23 protein-coding genes and 1 pseudogene are annotated in these 18,455 nt (G+C 66.9%); 18 read left to right on the top strand and 6 right to left on the bottom strand.

What is annotated here, in order from left to right; genetic code table 11:
- Positions 1–66 precede the first annotated feature (66 nt).
- Complete coding sequence (locus tag AC5Y49_RS18085) at positions 67–558, top strand: DUF2834 domain-containing protein (protein ID WP_499889454.1); 492 nt, start codon at positions 67–69, stop codon at positions 556–558.
- On the opposite strand, the gene serS is transcribed toward AC5Y49_RS18085, so the two are convergent.
- Positions 555–1,814, bottom strand: coding sequence for a serine--tRNA ligase (serS, locus tag AC5Y49_RS18080; protein ID WP_499889453.1), 1,260 nt, complete (start codon positions 1,812–1,814; stop codon positions 555–557). The two genes, AC5Y49_RS18085 and serS, sit on opposite strands and share 4 nt — an antisense overlap.
- Positions 1,815–1,944: 130 nt before the next feature.
- Here serS and AC5Y49_RS18075 point away from each other — a divergent pair, with 130 nt between their 5' ends.
- From AC5Y49_RS18075 to AC5Y49_RS18065, 3 genes and pseudogenes are all read left to right on the top strand, one after another.
- Entirely contained in the window at positions 1,945–3,300 is a 1,356-nt protein-coding gene (locus AC5Y49_RS18075; RefSeq protein WP_499889452.1) for a septum formation family protein, read from the top strand.
- A 4-nt stretch (positions 3,301–3,304) separates the two neighbouring features.
- Positions 3,305–3,727, top strand: a pseudogene (locus tag AC5Y49_RS18070) (metallopeptidase family protein).
- Positions 3,724–3,915 (top strand): hypothetical protein, encoded by a 192-nt coding sequence (locus tag AC5Y49_RS18065; RefSeq protein WP_499889451.1) that lies wholly within the window; start codon positions 3,724–3,726, stop codon positions 3,913–3,915. The pseudogene AC5Y49_RS18070 and the gene AC5Y49_RS18065 overlap by 4 nt, the downstream one beginning before the upstream one ends.
- 4 nt (positions 3,916–3,919) lie before the next feature.
- On the opposite strand, the gene AC5Y49_RS18060 is transcribed toward AC5Y49_RS18065, so the two are convergent.
- Both AC5Y49_RS18060 and pheA read right to left on the bottom strand, forming a co-directional pair.
- Positions 3,920–4,609 carry a histidine phosphatase family protein gene (locus tag AC5Y49_RS18060; protein WP_499889449.1) on the bottom strand — a complete coding sequence of 230 codons (690 nt, stop codon included), beginning with the start codon at positions 4,607–4,609 and terminating at the stop codon, positions 3,920–3,922.
- The gene (gene pheA / locus AC5Y49_RS18055; RefSeq protein ID WP_499889447.1) at positions 4,606–5,529 is read right to left on the bottom strand and encodes a prephenate dehydratase; all 924 of its coding nucleotides are present in this window, start codon (positions 5,527–5,529) and stop codon (positions 4,606–4,608) included. Before pheA ends, AC5Y49_RS18060 begins: the two co-directional genes overlap by 4 nt.
- An 86-nt stretch (positions 5,530–5,615) precedes the next feature.
- Between pheA and AC5Y49_RS18050 the strand changes: the two genes are divergently transcribed.
- From AC5Y49_RS18050 to AC5Y49_RS18035, 4 genes are all read left to right on the top strand, one after another.
- Entirely contained in the window at positions 5,616–6,419 is an 804-nt protein-coding gene (locus AC5Y49_RS18050) for a DUF2470 domain-containing protein (protein ID WP_499889445.1), read from the top strand.
- 65 nt (positions 6,420–6,484) lie between these two features.
- Complete coding sequence (locus tag AC5Y49_RS18045; RefSeq protein WP_499889443.1) at positions 6,485–7,246, top strand: CPBP family intramembrane glutamic endopeptidase; 762 nt, start codon at positions 6,485–6,487, stop codon at positions 7,244–7,246.
- The gene (locus AC5Y49_RS18040) at positions 7,246–8,364 is read left to right on the top strand and encodes an LCP family protein (protein WP_499889441.1); all 1,119 of its coding nucleotides are present in this window, start codon (positions 7,246–7,248) and stop codon (positions 8,362–8,364) included. The genes AC5Y49_RS18045 and AC5Y49_RS18040 overlap by 1 nt, the downstream gene beginning before the upstream one ends.
- A gap of 167 nt (positions 8,365–8,531) precedes the next feature.
- Positions 8,532–9,077, top strand: a complete 546-nt coding sequence (locus tag AC5Y49_RS18035) for a ferritin (protein ID WP_499889439.1) — start codon at positions 8,532–8,534, stop codon at positions 9,075–9,077.
- Between the two features lie 177 nt (positions 9,078–9,254).
- Here the strand turns inward: AC5Y49_RS18035 and AC5Y49_RS18030 are convergent, their stop codons facing one another.
- The 3 genes from AC5Y49_RS18030 to AC5Y49_RS18020 all read right to left on the bottom strand — a co-directional run bounded on the left by AC5Y49_RS18030 (position 9,255) and on the right by AC5Y49_RS18020 (position 11,523).
- A complete protein-coding gene (locus tag AC5Y49_RS18030) occupies positions 9,255–10,079 on the bottom strand; it encodes a glycerophosphodiester phosphodiesterase (protein ID WP_499889437.1) in 825 nt (274 codons plus the stop codon).
- Positions 10,080–10,083: 4 nt separating this feature from the next.
- Entirely contained in the window at positions 10,084–11,112 is a 1,029-nt protein-coding gene (locus AC5Y49_RS18025; protein ID WP_499889435.1) for a DUF4328 domain-containing protein, read from the bottom strand.
- 63 nt (positions 11,113–11,175) lie between these two features.
- The gene (locus AC5Y49_RS18020) at positions 11,176–11,523 is read right to left on the bottom strand and encodes a rhodanese-like domain-containing protein (protein WP_499889433.1); all 348 of its coding nucleotides are present in this window, start codon (positions 11,521–11,523) and stop codon (positions 11,176–11,178) included.
- Between the two features lie 462 nt (positions 11,524–11,985).
- Between AC5Y49_RS18020 and AC5Y49_RS18015 the strand changes: the two genes are divergently transcribed.
- From AC5Y49_RS18015 to rraA, 10 genes are all read left to right on the top strand, one after another.
- The gene (locus AC5Y49_RS18015) at positions 11,986–12,144 is read left to right on the top strand and encodes a hypothetical protein (RefSeq protein ID WP_499889431.1); all 159 of its coding nucleotides are present in this window, start codon (positions 11,986–11,988) and stop codon (positions 12,142–12,144) included.
- 176 nt (positions 12,145–12,320) lie between these two features.
- Positions 12,321–12,944 carry a superoxide dismutase gene (locus tag AC5Y49_RS18010; RefSeq protein WP_499889430.1) on the top strand — a complete coding sequence of 208 codons (624 nt, stop codon included), beginning with the start codon at positions 12,321–12,323 and terminating at the stop codon, positions 12,942–12,944.
- A 164-nt stretch (positions 12,945–13,108) separates the two neighbouring features.
- A complete protein-coding gene (locus tag AC5Y49_RS18005) occupies positions 13,109–13,642 on the top strand; it encodes a peptidase (protein ID WP_499889428.1) in 534 nt (177 codons plus the stop codon).
- Positions 13,643–13,938: 296 nt separating this feature from the next.
- The gene (locus AC5Y49_RS18000; protein WP_499889426.1) at positions 13,939–14,634 is read left to right on the top strand and encodes a TMEM165/GDT1 family protein; all 696 of its coding nucleotides are present in this window, start codon (positions 13,939–13,941) and stop codon (positions 14,632–14,634) included.
- A gap of 332 nt (positions 14,635–14,966) precedes the next feature.
- Positions 14,967–15,365 carry a transcriptional regulator gene (locus AC5Y49_RS17995; protein ID WP_499889424.1) on the top strand — a complete coding sequence of 133 codons (399 nt, stop codon included), beginning with the start codon at positions 14,967–14,969 and terminating at the stop codon, positions 15,363–15,365.
- A 107-nt stretch (positions 15,366–15,472) separates the two neighbouring features.
- Positions 15,473–16,129, top strand: a complete 657-nt coding sequence (locus tag AC5Y49_RS17990; RefSeq protein WP_499889422.1) for a DUF6474 family protein — start codon at positions 15,473–15,475, stop codon at positions 16,127–16,129.
- Between the two features lie 16 nt (positions 16,130–16,145).
- Complete coding sequence (locus tag AC5Y49_RS17985; protein ID WP_499889558.1) at positions 16,146–16,793, top strand: YcnI family copper-binding membrane protein; 648 nt, start codon at positions 16,146–16,148, stop codon at positions 16,791–16,793.
- Positions 16,790–17,305 (top strand): copper resistance CopC family protein, encoded by a 516-nt coding sequence (locus tag AC5Y49_RS17980; protein WP_499889420.1) that lies wholly within the window; start codon positions 16,790–16,792, stop codon positions 17,303–17,305. Before AC5Y49_RS17985 ends, AC5Y49_RS17980 begins: the two co-directional genes overlap by 4 nt.
- A 113-nt stretch (positions 17,306–17,418) precedes the next feature.
- On the top strand, positions 17,419–17,955 hold the full coding sequence (locus tag AC5Y49_RS17975; RefSeq protein ID WP_499889418.1) for a hypothetical protein: 537 nt from the start codon (positions 17,419–17,421) through the stop codon (positions 17,953–17,955).
- 2 nt (positions 17,956–17,957) lie between these two features.
- Entirely contained in the window at positions 17,958–18,452 is a 495-nt protein-coding gene (gene rraA, locus AC5Y49_RS17970; protein WP_499889416.1) for a ribonuclease E activity regulator RraA, read from the top strand.
- Positions 18,453–18,455 lie beyond the last annotated feature (3 nt).

The raw sequence follows: 18,455 nt of genomic DNA, 5'->3' as shown, positions 1-18,455 counted from the left end.
ACCGTGCCGTTCGTCGCCCGAAATGTCAATATTGACAAAACTGCGTGAGTTGCCGAGACTGCCCGCATGATCTCACTTCTCGTACACGCAATATTGGGGCTGACGGTGATCGGCTTGATCGTTGCCTCGAACCCCGCCGTATTCGGCCGGCCGTCCGGCGGTTCCCGGTTCTCGGCGCTGGAGTGCCTGTATTACGTCATCGGTATCGCGTCGATCGTGTTGGGCTGGTATTTCAATATCCGGTTCGTGCGTGAGTATTCGACGGGATCTGGGAATCCGATTTGGGGACCTGGCAGTTGGTCGGATTACATCCGGCTGATGTTCACCAATCCTGCGGCCAGTTCGGCCAGCCAGGACTACACGATCATCAATGTCGTTCTGCTGCCGCTGTTCACCATCATCGACGGGTACCGGCGGGGCCTGCGGCGGCCCTGGCTGTATTTCGTGTCCAGCCTGTTCACCAGCTGCGCCTTCGCGTTCGCGTTCTATTTCGCCACGATCGAGCGACAGCACCGGCACGCGCAGTTGCGCGCGACGCCAACCGCGGTGGATGCCTAGCCGACTGGCTCGAGTAGTTCGGTGCCGACGAACGGCACCAGTGCCTCGGGGACCCGCACGCTGCCGTCGGGGCGCTGGTGGTTCTCCAAGATGGCCACCAGCCAACGGGTGGTGGCCAGCGTGCCGTTGAGTGTCGCGGCGATCTGCGGCTTGCCGTTGGCGTCCCGGTACCGGGTGGCCAGCCGTCGGGCCTGGAACGTGGTGCAGTTCGACGTCGACGTCAGCTCGCGGTAAGCGCCCTGGGTGGGCACCCACGCTTCGCAGTCGAACTTGCGGGCCGCTGAGGAGCCGAGATCGCCGGCCGCGACGTCGATTACGCGATATGGCACTTCGATGCGGGACAGCATTTCGCGCTGCCAGCCCAGCAGCCGGCTGTGCTCCGCCTCGCTGTCGGCCGGTGTGCAGTAGACGAACCCCTCGACCTTGTCGAACTGGTGCACCCGGATGATGCCGCGGGTGTCCTTGCCGTGGCTGCCCGCTTCCCGTCGAAAGCAAGACGACCAGCCCGCATACCGCAGCGGTCCCCCGGAAAGGTCCAAGATCTCGTCGGCGTGGTAGCCGGCCAGCGGCACCTCGGAGGTGCCGACCAGATAGAGGTCGTCGGCTTGGAGGTGGTAGACCTCCTCGGCGTGCGCGCCCAGAAAACCGGTGCCCGACATCACGTCCGGGCGTACCAGCACCGGGGGGATCACCGGGACGAAATCGTTGTCTGCCGCGAGCCGGATGGCCAGCTGTAGCAGCCCCAGCTGCAGCAGCGCACCCCGGCCGGTTAGGAAATAGAACCGCGAGCCGGACACCTTGGCGCCCCGCTCCATGTCCAGAAGACCCAGCGACTCGCCGAGTTCCAAATGGTCCCTCGGGTTTTCGATAGCGGTCGGCTCACCGACGACATCGAGGACGGTGTAGTCGTCCTCGCCGCCGGCGGGCACCGGATCGAGGATGACGTTGGAGATCGCCATGTGGGCAGCGGTGAACGTCGCCTCGGCTTCGGCCTGCTCGGCCTCGGCGGCCTTGACCTGCTCAGCCAAATCGCGGGCCTGTTGTAACAGCGCCGGGCGCTCGTCGGCGGATGCGGCGCCGACTTTCTTGCTGGCGGCCTTCTGCTCGGCCCGCAATGAATCGGCGGACGAGATCGCGCTGCGCCGGGCGGTATCGGCAGACAGCAGGGTATCGACCAGGCCCGGGTCCTCGCCACGGCTGGTCTGGGAGCGCCGGACGGCGTCGGGGTCTTCGCGCAACAGCTTCAGGTCGATCACGGCCTAGAACACTACTTTTGTTCGGCCCCGCACCGAGCGTTGGCCAAGGCCGGCACGCCCGGCGCCCACCTCGCAGGCAACTTTTGCATCAACTGTCACGCCGCGCATCGCGCCTGTCAGAATGGAGCCGATGTTGGACGCACTCGAACAGGACGATGCGCTCACCGACCAGCCGCAATCTCGGCCGGCTCGGTTCGGCTGGCTGCGCACCCTGCACGCTTCGGCAACCCGGCGGGCACTGCTGCTGACCGCGCTGGGTGGTCTGCTTATCGCCGGGCTGGTGACCGCGCTGCCGATCACCGGCGACGGCGGGCGACTCGCCGGCTACATCGACCCGGTGCCCAGCACCGGCACCAAGGGCAACGCCGCTTTCAACCGCGCTGCCGGCGGCGACTGCCTGATGTGGCCCGATCAGACCCCAGATGCCGCGACCATCGTCGACTGCAAGGACGAGCACCGGTTCGAGGTCGCCGAGTCGGTCGACATGCGGACTTTCCCGGGTTCGGAGTATGGGCCGGATGCCGCTCCGCCGTCGGCGGCCCGCATCGAGCAGATTGGCCAGGAACAGTGCGAGTCGGCGGTGCACCGCTACCTCGGTGCCCGGTTTGATCCGCACAGCAAGTTCACCATCAGCATGCTGTGGTCGGGCGACAGGGCGTGGCGGCAAGCCGGTGAGCGGCGCATGCTGTGCGGTCTGCAGTTGCCCGGCGCCGGTAACGAACAACAGGTCTTCAAGGGCAAGGTCGCCGATCTCGACCAGTCCCGGGTGTGGCCGGACGGTACCTGTCTGGGTATCGACCCCACGACCAACCAGCCCACCGACGTCCCCGTCGACTGCGCCGCCCCGCATGCGATGGAGGTCACCGGCACCGTCAACCTGGTCGCCAAGTTCCCTGACGCGCTGCCTCCCGAACCCGAACAGGATGCCTTCGTCAAGGAGTCGTGCACCCGGCTCACCGACGGCTACCTGGCGCCGGTGCAGTTGCGCAGCACGACGCTGACGCTGACTTACAGCACGCTGTCATTACCGAGTTGGTCTGCCGGCAGCCGCGAAGTGGCCTGCAGCATCGGCGCGACACTGGGTAACGGCGGCTGGGCGACGTTGGTGAACAGCGCCAAGGGCGCGCTGATGATCAACGGCCAGCCGCCGATTCCGCCGCCGGACATTCCGCAGGAGCGACTCAACCTGCCGCCCATACCCATGCCGCCGACCAACGCCGGTGGAGGCGCTTCGTCATCAGCCGGCGGACAGCCCGACCAGCAACGGCAAGGCAACCAGCATCTGCCGCAACAGCCGGGCGCACCTGCCGTGCAGCCGCCACCGGCGGCACCCGCACCGGCTCAGCCTCCCGCACCGCCGCCCCAAGCGCCGGCCCCGCCACCGGAGGCACCGCCGGCACCCCCGCCGCCGGCTCCGGAAGCGCCCCCGCCGCCGCCCGCCGAACCCGCACCGCCGCCGCCCGCCGAACCCGCGCCGGGGGGGTAGCCGGGTGGCGGTGCGCATGGACCCGCAGCGATTCGAGGAGCTGGTGTCCGACGCGCTCGACCTGATTCCGCCCGAGCTGGCCGCCGTCATGAACAACGTCGTGGTGCTGGTCGCCGACCGCCATCCGGACGACGCCGAGTTGCTCGGCCTCTATGAGGGCGTCGCGTTGACCGAGCGGGACTCCAACTACGCCGGGTCGCTGCCCGACGCGATCACGATTTACCGCGACGCGCTGTTAGACATCTGCGACTCCGACGACGACGTTGTCGACGAGGTGAAAATCACGGTGATCCATGAGATCGCCCACCATTTCGGCATCGACGACGACCGCCTGCACGACTTGGGCTGGGCCTGACGATCTCATCCCGGCCCGGCCGGGCGCGGCACCACGGATCTGTCGGCGCAGCGTGCTAAGAACGGGCCATGAATACAGGCTGCCGCGATTGCCGGGCCGGCTTGGATCACTGCCACGGCACCATCATTCGACACTCACTGCGCCGGTCGGAGTGCACCGAGCCGGACTGCACCAGCCCGGAGCTGATGCTGCACGCCTTCGTGGTCGATTGCGACGCGGTCGGCTGCGAGTGCGCTGAATCCATCGCGCTGGCGGTCTGATCCGTCAGCCCATCGGGTCGGTGCCGGATTCCACGGCGTCGGCCACCGGTGTCGCCTGCGGCTCCGGAGAAAACGGCGGCGACAGCGCGCCCCACTGCACACAACTCCAGCGCCCGTCAGTGATGGGCGACAACACCACCGACTCGGCGTTGCCCAAGTGGTGGTCCAGCACGAAGCTGCCGTCGACTCCAGCCAGTACGGCCGCGGCCAGCCGAATCGCCGCGCCATGGCTGACGACGACGATGTCGCGGTCCCACTCGTCGTCGTCGAGATAGCGCATCCGCAGCTCGGTCAAGACCGGCACGTAACGGTCCAGCACCTGGTTGGCGGTCTCGCCGCCCGGCAGCGCAACATCCCAGTTGCCCTCGTGCCAGCGCTGGTAGATGGCATTGAACTCGGCGACGGCGTCGTCGTCGCTGCGGTTTTCCAACTCGCCGACCTGCACCTCATGGATGCCGGTGACTTCGCTGGCCGACACGTCGACCGCGGCGCCGATCTCCGCGGCGGTCTGCGCCGCCCGGGTGGCGATCGAGTGCACCAACAGCCCCGGCGGTCGCAAGCCGTTGTGGGCGAACGCGCGCGCCTGATCGCGGCCCAGCGGCGTCAGCTCGCTGCCCGGCGGGCGGGTGTCCAGCCGGCGGTCGACATTGCCGAAGGACTGCCCGTGCCGCAGCAAAACCAACCGGCCGCTCATCGCCGCCGACCCCGTAACCGCGTCAGCCAGCGCGACGCCTCGTCAAGTTGCGGTGGCGCGGCGCCCGCGGCCACGCCGGTAGGCCAGGAACCCAGATAACGCACGTCCGTACAACGACGGTAGAGCGCTTTGAGTGCCTCGCCGACCGCGTCGTCGTCGATGTGCCCCACGCAATCCAGAAAAAACACATAGGTGCCCAACTCTTTTCGGGTCGGGCGGGATTCGATCCGAGTGAGGTCGATATCGCGGATGCCGAACTCGATCAACGCCGCTACCAGGGCTCCAGGCGCATTCTCGATATGCAACACCACCGACGTCCGGTCGGCCCCGGTGCGGGCAGGTGGCGGGCCCGGCGGCCCGACCAGCACGAACCGGGTGCGCGCGTTGGGCTCGTCGACGACCCCCTCGGCCAGCGCGGCCAACCCGCGGTGGGCCGCGGCCAGCGGCGAGCTCACCGCCGCGTCCACCAGCCCGTCGGCGACTTGCTGCGCGGCTTCGGCGTTGGAGTTGGCCGGCTGCAATTCGACGGTGGGGAGATGCTTGGCCAGCCAGCGCCGTACCTGTGCAGCCGCGACCGGGAAGGCGGCCAGCGTCCGCACATCGGCCTCGGTGCGACCAGGTTTGACGGCGATGGAAAACGCCACGTCCAGGGTTACTTCGGCGAACACCTGCAGCGGCGACCCGATGGCCAGACTGTCCAGCGTCGGCACCACCGACCCGTCGATCGAGTTCTCGATCGGCACGCAGGCGTAATCAGCCTCACCACTTCGGACGGCGTCCAGCGCAGCCGGTGTGCTCACGACCGGCACCGCTTGCACTGCGTCGGGACTCTGCTGGGGAACCATGCCGGCATCCCGCATCTGGAGCAGCGCGGCTTCGGTGAAGGTCCCCTCGGGTCCGAGATACGCGATACGAGCCACGACAAAACCCTATCGGGTCGACGGTCTTGCGCCGCCGTACACGAGCTAGTTAAGTTAGGCTTACCTCACTTGAAGGACGGTGATCGATGACCCTCGCCAACTGCGCCACGCCGACGACCGCTGAGCGGATCCGCAGCACCTGCTTCCGGGCCGGCGGTGCGCTGCTCGCTGTCGACGGGGCGGAGCCGGTCACCACGCGGCTACACCACCTGCTGGCCGACGGGTCGTTCGCGGTCGTGGCCGCCACTGATGGGGAGGTGGCCGGGCAGTTGGTCTGCGCTGCGGCAGGGGCGCAAGCTGTGCTGGAGCTGGCTGACTACGCGCCGTTGCCGCTGCGTGAGCCGGTGCGCTCGCTGGTGTGGATCCGCGGCCGGTTGCGGCCGGTGCCGCTGCCCGTGGTGGGCGAAATGCTTGACCTGATTGCCGCCGAGGACCCGAACCCGGCGCTGCTGCAGGTAGAGACGGCGGCATCTCGGCCCACCGTCGACGGCGACACCCGCTACGCGCTGCTTCGGCTGGAGATCGAGTCGGTGGTGGCGACCGATACCACCGGGGCCGAATCCGTCGGGGTCGCCGCTCTGCTGGCCGCACGCCCGGACCCGTTCTGTGCGTTGGAGACATGCTGGATTCGGCACCTCGACACCGCGCACCGCGATGTGGTGGCGCGACTGGCCGCCAGACTGCCCGCGCGGCTACGGCGCGGCGACGTGCGACCGCTGGGTATCGACCGCTACGGGGTGCGGCTGCGCGTCGAAAGCGCCGACGGCGACAGCGACGTCCGGTTGCCATTTCGCCAACCGGTTGACGACGTCGTCGGGCTCAGCCAGGCCATCCGGGTGCTGATGGGCTGCCCATTCGTCAACGGCCTGCGGGCCCGCGGCTACTCGTAGCCGGTTTCGCCTCGACCCCAGCACGGTGACGGCCGTGAGGTAATTCGACCGGTTACCGTGTCGAGGTGACCGCACCCGATCGCCAACTGGTGCAGCCACGCGCGCTGTGGATCGAGGTCGGCGTCGTACTGGGCGTCACGTTCGGCTTGGCCGCCGTCACCGCGGTTCTGCAACTCACCGACGCAGTACTGCGGAATTTAAGCGCGCAGCGGATTCCGCTCAACCCGAAGCGGTCCTACTTCGACCTGATTGATCTGGGGCTGAACGCGGCCTTCATCGGGCAACTGATCGCCTGGGGCGGGCTCGGCCTGTACCTGTTGTGGCGCAGCGGCTTCACTCCTGCCCGGATTGGCCTCGGCCGCTTCGACCGGCGTACCGATCTGTGGGGCGGTGTCGGTCTGGCCGCGCTGATCGGATTACCCGGGTTGGGCCTCTACTTCGCCGCGCGGGCCATCGGGCTCAACGCCGAGGTCGTCCCGTCCAGTCTGAGCGACACCTGGTGGCGGGTGCCGATATTGGTTGCGGCCGCGTTCGCCAACGGCTGGGCAGAAGAGATCATCGTCGTCGGCTATCTGCTGACCCGGCTGCCCCAACTGGGCGTCAACCCGCGGGTGGCGCTGGCATGCTCTAGCCTGCTGCGCGTTAGCTATCACCTCTACCAAGGCTTCGGCGCCGGCCTCGGCAACATCGCCATGGGACTGGTGTTCGGATATGCCTGGCAACGCAGCGGCCGACTGTGGCCGCTGGTGATCGCCCATGGGTTGATCGACACGGTGGCCTTCGTCGGTTATGCGCTGCTGGCCGGCCACCTCGGATGGCTGCGCTGATGAACCGCAACCGGCCGACCGGACCGCAGCGAGAGCCGTCGCCGATCATCCAGCGCGAGATCGGCTCTCGACCGCGCGATCCCGTTCCGCCGCCGCCAAACCGAGCCACCAAACCGCAACGCGCTCGTCCCAGCCGGCCCCGGCGGCGTCGCCAACGCGCGTGGGGACAGGTGATTTCGTTGACCGCGCTGATCGCGGTGCTGTTGACCACCGCCGCAATCCTCGGCGGTGCGCTGTGGATGGACACCACGCTGCATCGGCAACCGGTGCTGGCCGACTATCCCGGTCGGCCAGCCGCCGGGCGCGGCACCACCTGGCTACTGGTCGGGTCGGATAGCCGAGAAGGGCTCACCGCCGAACAGCAGCAGGCTCTGACCACCGGCGACGACATCGGCAACGGCCGCACCGACACCATCCTGGTGGTCCACGTGCCGACGTTCGGGTCGACGCTTCCGACAACGATGGTGTCCATTCCCCGCGACTCCTACGTGCCGATCCCCGGTTATGGGCGGGACAAGATCAACGCGGCGTTCGCGATGGGCGGCGCGTCGTTGCTGGCGCAGACGGTCGAACAGGCCACCGGCCTGCGACTCGACCATTACGTCGAAGTCGGATTCAGCGGGTTCGCGGTCCTTGTCGATGCCCTGGGCGGGGTCACCGCTTGCCCGACGGCGCCGATTGACGATCCACTGGCCGGGATCGACCTATCTGCCGGCTGCCAGACCCTCGACGGCCGTAGTGCGCTGGGCTACGTGCGCAGCCGCGCCACCCCGCGCGCCGACCTCGACCGCATGACCAACCAGCGGCAGTTCATGTCGGCACTGTTGCACCGCGCCACCAGCGCCGGGGTGTGGCTGAACCCCTGGCGCTGGTACTCGGTGCCGCGCGCGGCGGCCGATGCGCTGACCGTCGACCAGGGCACTCACGTCTGGGACCTGGCCCGGTTGGGTTGGTCCTTGCACGGGGCGACGACCACGGTGACAGTGCCGATCGGCGAATTCACCGGCAGCGACGCGGGCTCGGTCGTGGTGTGGAACCACGATGAAGCCGCCCAATTATTCGACGCGCTGGCCGCCGACGCACCGGTGCCGGCGGCGGTTGTCGAGGGGCAGCCGTAACAGTCGGGGGAACAATTTCGTGACCACTCGCCATAAGCTCGCTCACCAATATATGAGAACGGTCGATTAAAGCATTGAACATAGCCTTGCTTAACTTAGGCAAAGCTCGCCTGAGTAAGTATTACCTTGGATGACAATGGCCTCTGACCTGGGGTAGCGTTGCCGTCATGACCGATCGCGATGCCCACCGAACGAAATTCCATGCATTAATGCAGGAGCAGATCTATAACGAATTCACCACCGCACAGCAATATATTGCGATGGCTGTCTATTTCGACGATTCCGACCTGCCTCAACTGGCAAAACACTTTTACAGCCAAGCTGTGGAAGAACGGAATCACGCGATGATGCTGGTGCAATACCTGCTCGACCGCGACGTCCGCGTCGAGATCCCCGGCGTGGACCGGGTGCGCAACCAATTCGACACGCCACGGGATGCATTGGCGCTGGCCTTGGATCAGGAACGGTCCGTCACCGACCAGGTGAGCCGGCTAGCCGCCGTCGCGCGCGACGAAGCCGACTATCTGGGCGAGCAATTCATCCAATGGTTCCTCAAGGAGCAGGTTGAAGAAGTGGCGTTGATGACGACGCTGTTGCGGGTCGCCGACCGCGCCGGAGCCAATCTGTTCGACCTGGAGAACTTCGTCGCTCGTGAAATCGGTTCGGCGCCTCGGCAGTCCGAGGCACCGGCCGCGGCCGGCGGGCGGCTCTAGTTTTGGCGATCGCCACCTAGCCATGGTGGCGACCCGCTACGCCCGGCTTCGCCGCGCTGGCGATCGCCACTTAGCCATGGTGGCGACCCGCTACGCCCGGCTTCGCCGCGCTGGCGATCGCCACTTAGCCATGGTGGCGACCCGCTACGCCCGGCTTCGCCGCGCTGGCGATCGCCACTAGTCGAGCCCTGCGCCCGTCAGTCCGTCCTGCAGCCAAGCTTTGACGCGGCCGGGGTGGCGGGTGGCCAGCCATGCCACCCCCACTTCGCGGCAGAAACGGACGTCGTCGTAGTGGTCGACGTTCCAGCAGTACAACGCCCGCCCCTGGGCCGCGGCGCGGTCGACGAGCTCGGGATGCTCACGCAGCGTCGCGATCGACGGCCCTACCGCGGTAGCGCCAACGGCCGTCGCTGCACTACTGCCCAGGTATCGGGCAGCCTTACCGAGCAGCACCGTGGGCAGCAGTGGCGCGGCGCGCCGGACACGCCACACCGCGGCTGCCGAAAACGACATCACCACTGCGCGTGATCGATCTGCGGAGGCGGGGGTCGCGATGCCGAAGCGCTGCAACAGCGCCAGCACTTTGCTTTCCACCAGCGCGCCGTACCGCACCGGGTGCTTGGTCTCGATGAAGATCTTCACCGGTCGGTTCCAATCCAGCACCAACTCCACCAATGCGTCGAGCGTCAGCAGACCGCTGTCCCCGTGTCCACCGTCGGGACGCCAGCTGCCGTGCCACGCCCCGTATTCCAGCTCGCGCAGTTGCGCGAGCGTCATCGTGCTGACCAGGCCGGCACCGGTCGACGTCCGGTCCAGCCGGCGGTCATGCACACAAACCAGATAGCCGTCGCGGGTGAGCCGGACGTCGCATTCCACGCCATCGGCCCCCTCTTTGAGAGCGAGGTCGTATGCGGCCAGCGTGTGTTCGGGCCGAGCAGCCGAGGCGCCCCGATGGGCGACCACGAACGGGTGCCGGGCGAGCACCTCGTCGGCCGGCGTCATACTCCTATGCTGCCGGTTCCGCACCCTCCAACTCAACCGCCGGAGCGGATCCCGCTGCACTGCCGTGATCGTCGGGAACCATCACCCACCGGCGGGTGGGCCGCTCGACCGGCTTGCGCTCGAATCCCTCGAAAACCCGCCCGGCGGCGACCACCGTGGCCGCCGCCACCAGGTAGGCAAAGATCATCGCCACCGTGTTGTTCGCAATACCCTGAGCATCCTGAGCTCCGCTGGTGGCGATGGCGAAGAGCGACACCGCAGTGCTGCCGATCCACATGATCCACCACAGCAGGATCGGCTTGCGTAACCGTTCGTAGATGCCCTCGGTGTCGGCCAATTCGATGACATAGACCGGGGCCCACACCAAGTTCAGCAGCGGCACCAGACAGCCGGCCCACAGCGCTCGAGGCCCACGCCGCTCTGGTCTGCCGCAATTGGCGAAGGCGGCGACCCGGCGCGCGATCAACCATCGGGTCAGCACAATCACGCAGGTGACTACCACCGCGATCGCGGCGATGCTTGCCAGCACTCCGAGCCAGAACGCGGCGCCTGCCACGATCGGGTTCAGCAGCGTGTTGCGGTTGATGACGAGCAGCAAGTAGCGCACGACATGCACCAGTGCGGCGATGCCCAGCACCACGACGCCAGCGAACAGCGTGCTGCGCACCCATGCCACCGTTGGCCCGCGCTCGGCGCTCGGCATCGGAGCCGGCCCGGTGGGGCCGGCCCGGTCCGCCAGGCCCCATCGGGGTATGACCGCGTAGCGCGGGGTTGGACCCAGTGGCATCCGACGCCGCCGCGCAGGCGGCGGGGCACCGGGACGCACCGCGATCCACCGGTAGCCCGGCGGCAGCCGCGGCGCTGTCCGCTGCGCACCGACCGGTTGTCCGGCACCGCGCGGCGCCCAGCGCGGATCGGTGGTCGGTGCCTCGCTCGAGGGCGCCAGCAGTGTCCCGCGGCAGCGGGGGCACCACACCCGCTGGCGATCACGCACATTCCAGCGTGTGCCGCACTGGGAGCACACTTGGATCACCGGACCAGCTTAATGACGAGGGCAAGCCCGGGCGGCGCACCGGGTCGCCGCCATGCACGGCGGTCAGACGGTGCCGGGTGTGCCGTCGTCGGTGATCACGGGCCGCCCGGCACCCGCCCAGGCCAGCATTCCCCCGCCGACATTGACAGCGCGGTAGCCGATTTGCTGTAGGTACTGCGCCACCCGCATGGAGCGGCCACCGACATGGCAGATGACGTACAAGTCAGCGCCGGGATCGATCTCGGCGAGCCGCGCCGGCACCTCGCCCATCGGGATGTGTTGAGCAGCGGCGGCGTGGCCGCGCTGCCACTCGTCGTCTTCGCGCACATCCAGCAGCACCGCCGCGGCGGCTTCGAAGTCGGCGGGCAAGGCAGCGACGTCTACTTCTGCGACCACCGGTTCACCACCCATGCGGTCGATCTTGGCAGGTGCCCGCGAGTTGTGCAGCGTGCCGCAAACGCCAGCAACCAACAGCTATCCACAGTTTCCACAGGTTTATTCACAGGCCACTGTGCAGCGCCGGACCGTCGAGGCGGTTCCAACAGGCCTGTTGGAACCGCGGTTGTGGATAACGACCGGATAACGGGCACGTCCGTCGACAGCCCTACGGACGGCCGAGCGAAATGTATCGTCACGCTAAACACCCGCGCGCGGCCGCCCGACGGCGGTAGTCCGGTTAGGCGGCCGGTCTGTCCGAAAACCCGGACAACAGCGGCGTCGGTTCGCACGCGGCCGTGCTGCAGTGCAGGTCAACCGCCTTTTGGCGGATCAATTTTCCCCGCGCTTCGCGAGGCGTTATTATCGCGACCACCGAAGTTGCTTTGTGACTCATCTCACTGGGGGCGTGTTGGACGTGCAGGTCAGGGTCATTCGATGACGACACAACCGATCGGGCCGCAGCCGGCGGCGTCGTCGTCACATTGGTATGCCGGCTCGCCTGCGTGTAATCGCTCCTACGTGGTGGCCGGAGTGCGCGCGGGTCTCATCGCCCTGGTGTTGCTGGCCGTCCTCGTGGTCATCGTTTTGGTCTAAAGACGCGTCCGCCGGGTATGCAACTCGTTGCACTCGTTGTTGCGGTGCGCGTAGTCATGGAGCAGGGTTGATTACGCTAGCCCCCCGCGGGGTGAAAGCCCTGCGAGTGCAGCGTCGGACGCAGCTCACCATCGGTCGTCAGGCGCAGCTCACCAACGATGAAGGAAAGGAACCCCGTGGCTGACTACACCTTGCCAGATTTGGACTGGGACTACGGAGCGCTCGAGCCGCACATCTCGGGACAAATCAACGAGCTTCACCACAGCAAGCACCACGCGACATATGTCAAGGGCGCCAACGATGCGCTGGCCAAACTCGACGAGGCGCGCAGCAAGGATGACCACTCCTCGATTCTGCTGAACGAGAAGAACCTGGCATTCAACCTCGCCGGCCACGTCAACCACACGATGTGGTGGAAGAACCTGTCCCCCAATGGCGGTGACAAACCGACCGGTGAGCTCGCCGCCGCGATCGACGACGCATTTGGGTCGTTCGACAAGTTCCGCGCACAATTCACGGCGGCCGCCAACACCGTGCAGGGATCGGGCTGGGCGGCAGTCGGGTGGGACAACCTCGGCGAGAAGCTGCTCGTATTCCAGGTATACGACCACCAGACCAACTTCCCGCTGGGCGTCATTCCACTGCTGTTACTCGACATGTGGGAGCACGCGTTCTATCTGCAGTACAAGAACGTCAAGGCCGACTTCTCCAAGGCATTTTGGAATGTCGTCAACTGGGACGACGTGCAGTCGCGCTACGCGGCTGCGAGCTCGAAGACCAAGGGATTGATCGCCGGCTGACTTTCGAGCAGTACCCGGGGCGTCGCGGTTATCGCGGCGCCCCGACTTTTTTGGCCGTGATCCTTTCGCGACACCGTCGATTGATTGGCCGTGTCGGCTTGCGGGTATTCCAGCGCTAACGCATGCTGAGCACATCGACCCGCTTGCATATCGCGGAGGGCCACATGGAAACAGGGTCAGGCCGGGCCGTCGAAGTCGCCCCATTCCACTCTCATGGCGCCCTGAAGGGGTTCGTGATCTCTGGCCGTTGGCCCGATTCGACCAAGGAATGGGCGCAGCTGCTGATGGTGGCCGTCAGAGTTGCGTCGCTGCCTGGATTGCTTTCTACAACAACGGTATTCGGTGCCCGTGAAGAGCTGCCGGATGCACCTCAGCCCGGCACGGTCGGGCTGGTCCTCGCGGAGGGGCCCGTCGTCGGCGAATCAGCGGTTACCCCAGGCTATTTCGCCGAACACCAGCCGCCGGCGTTGTTGATGTTGCATCCGCCATCCGAGACGACACCGTCGTTGCCTGAATGCAACGGAGCAGCTTCGGGATGCGTACTGTTGCCGGGGCTGCCGTATCTGGGCCTGGAACATCGCGCAGCATGGGTAGAAGCAGAAGCCGACGGGACCATCACTTCGATGGTCAGTCGCGTTGGTGTCGATCCCATCAGCCACCCCGATACCGCGATTTTGGCGATGCTGCTTGCCGCATAACGAATTCCGGCGACCGCCGACGATTGGGCGAATCATTAATAGCCGCACATCGAATCGAGAAATACGGCTACCCGAACTCCGTCGGCCCGCTGGTGCGTTTCGGATACGACCGCTAGCCTGAGGGCGATTGTCGGAGGAAATCGAAGGGCCCTGGCCCTCATTCATCGGGTCACACACTGGCGAATAGCCGGCCGGCGAGCCGGTCCGACCCGGGCATTGGGAGAGACCTTCGACCCGACGTTGGACGAGCGAAGGGAAACCTCGATCGTCAGCGACGCGCTGAAAGGTCACCAAACATGCTCGCAGCCGCGCTACTGAGCTTCGGAGTGGTCTTCCTCGCCGAACTCGGCGACAGGTCGCAGCTCATCACCATGACGTACGCGCTCCGTTACCGCTGGTGGGTGGTTTTGACCGGCGTGGGCATCGCCGCTTGTGTGGCGCACGGAGTCTCGGTGGCCATCGGCCACTTCCTGGGTCTGACGCTGCCGGCCAAGCCGATGGCCTTCGCGGCCGCAGTTGCGTTCCTGGCGTTCGCGGTGTGGACGTGGCGCGAGGGCACCAATGCGGGCGACGACGTTCGCCCCGTCCGTGAGCCCCGGTTCGCGCTGCTCGCCGTCGTGTCGTCGTTTCTGCTTGCCGAGTTGGGGGACAAAACCACGCTGGCGACCGTCGCGCTGGCGAGCGATAAGAACTGGGCCGGCGTTTGGATCGGTACGACGGTAGCCATGGTCGTCGCCGACGGCCTGGCGATCGCCGCGGGGATCCTGCTGCACCGGCGGTTGCCGGAGGGGCTGTTGCACGTGTTGGCCAGTCTGTTGTTCCTGTTGTTCGGGTTGTGGATGCTGTTCGACGGCGCGCTGGGCTGGCGCTGGGTCGCCGTCGCCGTGACCGGGTCGGCCGCGCTCGTCGCAGGAACCTTCGCGGCGGTGCGATTCGTCCGCCGGCCGCCTGCCGCGGCCCCGATCCCAGAGGCGTCGCGGGGCATCAGTTGAGACGCGTTATGGGGCCGACAGCAAAGTTGGTTCTCGGCTCGTCTGCGCCGCGCGCTGGTTGCCCGGCGCTCGCTTCGCTCACCCGAGCGAGGCACCGTGCGCCAGTGCCTGCGACGACGACGACGGATCTGCTGCACAATTCGCTTGGTGCATCTTGTGTATGCGCTGTGTGCGGCAAGCGTTGCGTTTCGGTGTTCCGTCGACGGCGGTACGGGCCGCCCTCGACAATTCCGCAAGGGTTTGCACTTGGTTGTGGCGATAAGTGTCGCTACGATGATCAGCAAATACGTGCCTGAGTCATTCGTGCTACCAACCTGGTGGAGGTCATATCGATGAGCACGACGTTCGCTGCCCGGCTGAATCGCTTATTCGACACCGTGTATCCGCCCGGACGTGGGCCGCATACATCTGCTGAGGTGATCGCGGCGCTGAAGTCGGAAGGCATCACGATGTCGGCTCCCTACCTGTCGCAGCTACGCTCGGGCAACCGTACGAACCCCTCCACGACGACCATGGCCGCGCTGGCAAACTTCTTCCGGATCAAGCCGGCTTACTTCACCGACGACGAGTACTACGAAAAGCTCGACACAGAGTTGTCCTGGCTGGCCACGATGCGTGAAGAGGGTGTCCGCCGTATTGCGATGCGCGCCAGCGGCTTGTCGCCGGAAGCGCAGCAAGACATCGTGCAACGGGTCGACGAGCTGCGGCGCAAGGAACACCTGGACGCCTGAGCCGCCGCGACCTGACGACCTGTCGCCGGTTCGGTCCGTTAGGGTTGGCCCATCGATCGCGTAGACGTAGGGCGATACGCACCGAGATACCGGGGAGGCGGCCGGGAATGGGCCTGTTCCGCAAGCGAAAAAGCCGCGCACTGCGTCGTGCCGAGGCCCGGGCGATCAAGGCGCGCGCCAAACTCGAGGCCAAGCTGGCCGCAAAGAACGAGGCCCGTCGTCTCAAGTCCGCGCAACGCGCCGAAACCAAAGCGCTCAAAGCGCAGTTGAAGGCTCAACGGGACAGTGACCGCTCAACGGTGAAGGCCGCCGAGGCGCAGCTCAAGGCGGCGCGCGAGGGCAAGTTGTTCTCGCCCAGCCGGATTCGGCGGGTACTGACCGTCTCACGACTGTTAGCGCCGGTCGTGGTACCGCTGGTTTACCGGGGCGCGACGGCGGTACGTGGACTGTTGGACCAGCGCCGAGCTGACCAGCTGGGCGTTCCGCTGGCACGAGTTGGGCAGTTCTCCGGGCACGGCGCGCAATTGTCGGCCCGTGTCGCCGGCGCTGAGCAATCGCTGCGAACCGTGCAGGAGAATCGGCCCAAAGACGCCGAGACCAAGCAATTCGTCGCGGCTATTTCCGAACGGCTCCGTGACTTGGCAGCAGCCGTGACTGCCGCCGAAAATATGCCCACCCCACGTCGCCGCGCCGCCCACGCCGCAATCTCCAAGCAACTCGATGAGATCGATGCCGATTTGATGGCACGACTCGGATTGGCCTGACGTGGCTTCACGGGCGTTGATCACGGTCGCGGCGGCCATCACCCTGTTTCTCGGCCCGACGATCGGCATCGCGCCGGCGTCGGCTCATGTCCGGGCGGTCAGCGACAATGCGGTGCGCGGCGGCCATGCCCTCGTCACTTTTTCGGTACCCAACGAGTCCACGACGGGAGCCCTCACCACCGCACTGACCGTCACGCTCCCTGACGTGGCTTCGGCCAGTACCGAATCCATGCCCGGTTGGACGGCTCGCCTCGACCGTGACGTCACGGCCGGCACCGTCAAGTCGGTCACCTGGACTGCCGCGTCCAACAGCGGTATCCCAGCGGATCAGTTCGCACTGTTCCGGATATCGGTGACGCTGCCCGACGCGGATTCCGTCAGCTTCCCGGCCGTCCAGACGTATTCGGACGGGTTGGCGGTCAAATGGGACCAGCCGCCCGCGCCCGACGGGGGTGAGCCCGAACATCCGGCGCCCATGCTGACGCTGGCAGAACCGACCGCGTCGCCGGGACAGCACACGACTGCTGCCGACTCGCGAACCGCGGCAGTTTCGGGCAGCGGTCTGCAAAGCCGGCCCGACAACACTGCCCGGCTACTGGCCGGCGCGGCCCTGCTGGTCGGCGCCATCGGTATTGCCGTTGCGCTGGTTCGGCGGCGGGCATGACACGGCTGGCACGCTCGGCTGCGGCGGGGCTGCTGCTGGTCGCGATCGCATGCACCGCGCTCGGCACCGCCGGCGTCGCCGCTGCGCACGCGGTTCGGGTTGCTACCGACCCGGCCGAGAATGCCGCCCTCAGCACCGGCCCGAGTCGGGTCAGCGCCACGTTCAACGAGCGGTTGCAACCCGCCTTCGCGGCGATGAATGTCCTCGGGCCGGACGGCCGCGTGTGGTCAACCGGTGAACCGCTGGTGCAGGGAGCGGTGGTCAGCATCGGCGTGCGGCCGCTGGGTCCCAGCGGCACCTACACGGTGAATTACCGAGTGACCTCGGCCGATGGCCATGTGGTGTCGGGATCGTGGACGTTCCGACTGACGGTGCCCGGCACCGGCGAGCCCGGGCCCTCCCCATATCCGGATGACACCTCGAACGACGCCGCCCCCGTCTGGCCGTTCGTGGCCGGAGCTGTGCTGGCCGTTGGTGCTGCCGCATTCTGGACGACGCGACGCCGGTCCTGACCGCGACCAGCAGACACGACCAGCGGTCGACAACCCCGGCTGGCATGATGGAGCCCGACCGCTGGTGTCCCGCGACTGGTGTACGCGACGAGAAACTGCAAAGGAGCAGCCGCATGGCAGACCCGCAGGATCAACCGGACAACACACCCGACGCCTCACCCGAGGACGCACCCGGCGCCGGACCGACGCCGCCCGCACCACCTGCGCCGCCCGCCGACGAGGCGCCGCCGCCCGCGCCACCCGCCGACAAGGCGCCACCACCCGCACCGCCTGCCGACAAGGCCCCGGAGAAAGCCGCAAAAAAAGCCGCTGCAAAGAAGGCGCCCGCCAAGGCGGCCAAAAAACAAGCACCAGCCAAGAAAGCCGCCAAGAAGGCACCGGCCAAGAAAGCTCCGGCCAAGAAGGTACCCGCTAAAAAAGCCCAGCCCAGCGCCGCCAAGCGGGCCGACACCAACGGCCAGTTGGCCGCTGGCGCCAAAGAAGCTGCGGCACAGGCGAAGTCAACTGTAGCCGCCGCAAAGAACCCGATGTCCGGGCAGCCAGCGGTGCCACCGCCGCCGGGCCGTTCTGCCGTTCCGCTGGCGGTGGCTGTCGCGGTCAGCCTGCTGGCGCTGCTGCTGGTTCGCCAGCTGCGTCGGCGCGGCAACTGAAGGTGACGGTGACCTTTCGGCCCACCGCCGACCTGGTCGACGACATCGGGCCTAATGTCCGCAGCTGCGATAGCCAGTTTCGCCAGTTCGGCGGCCGCACGACATTCGCCGGTCCGATCAGCACCGTACGGTGCTTCGAGGACAACGCGTTGTTGAAGTCGGTGCTCTCCGAACCGGGTGACGGCGGGGTGCTGGTGATCGACGGCGGGGGCTCGTTGCACTGCGCGCTGGTCGGTGACGTCATCGCCGAGTTGGCCCGCTCCAACGGCTGGAGCGGGCTGGTTGTGTACGGCGCTGTTCGGGACGCGTCAGCTCTGCGCGACATCGATCTCGGCGTCAAAGCACTGGGCACCAACCCCCGCAAGAGCACCAAAACCGGCAGCGGCGAGCGTGACATTCCGGTCGAGTTCGGCGGGGTGCGGTTCGTACCGGGTGACATGGCCTACAGCGACGACGACGGGATCGTCGTCGTCGCTGCGGCGTCGGAGACCGTTTAACGC

The organism is Mycobacterium sp. NGS62 (assembly GCF_059812285.1).
Note: the sequence above shows the minus strand (reverse complement) of the source record. Positions and strands in the feature narration are given on the sequence as shown.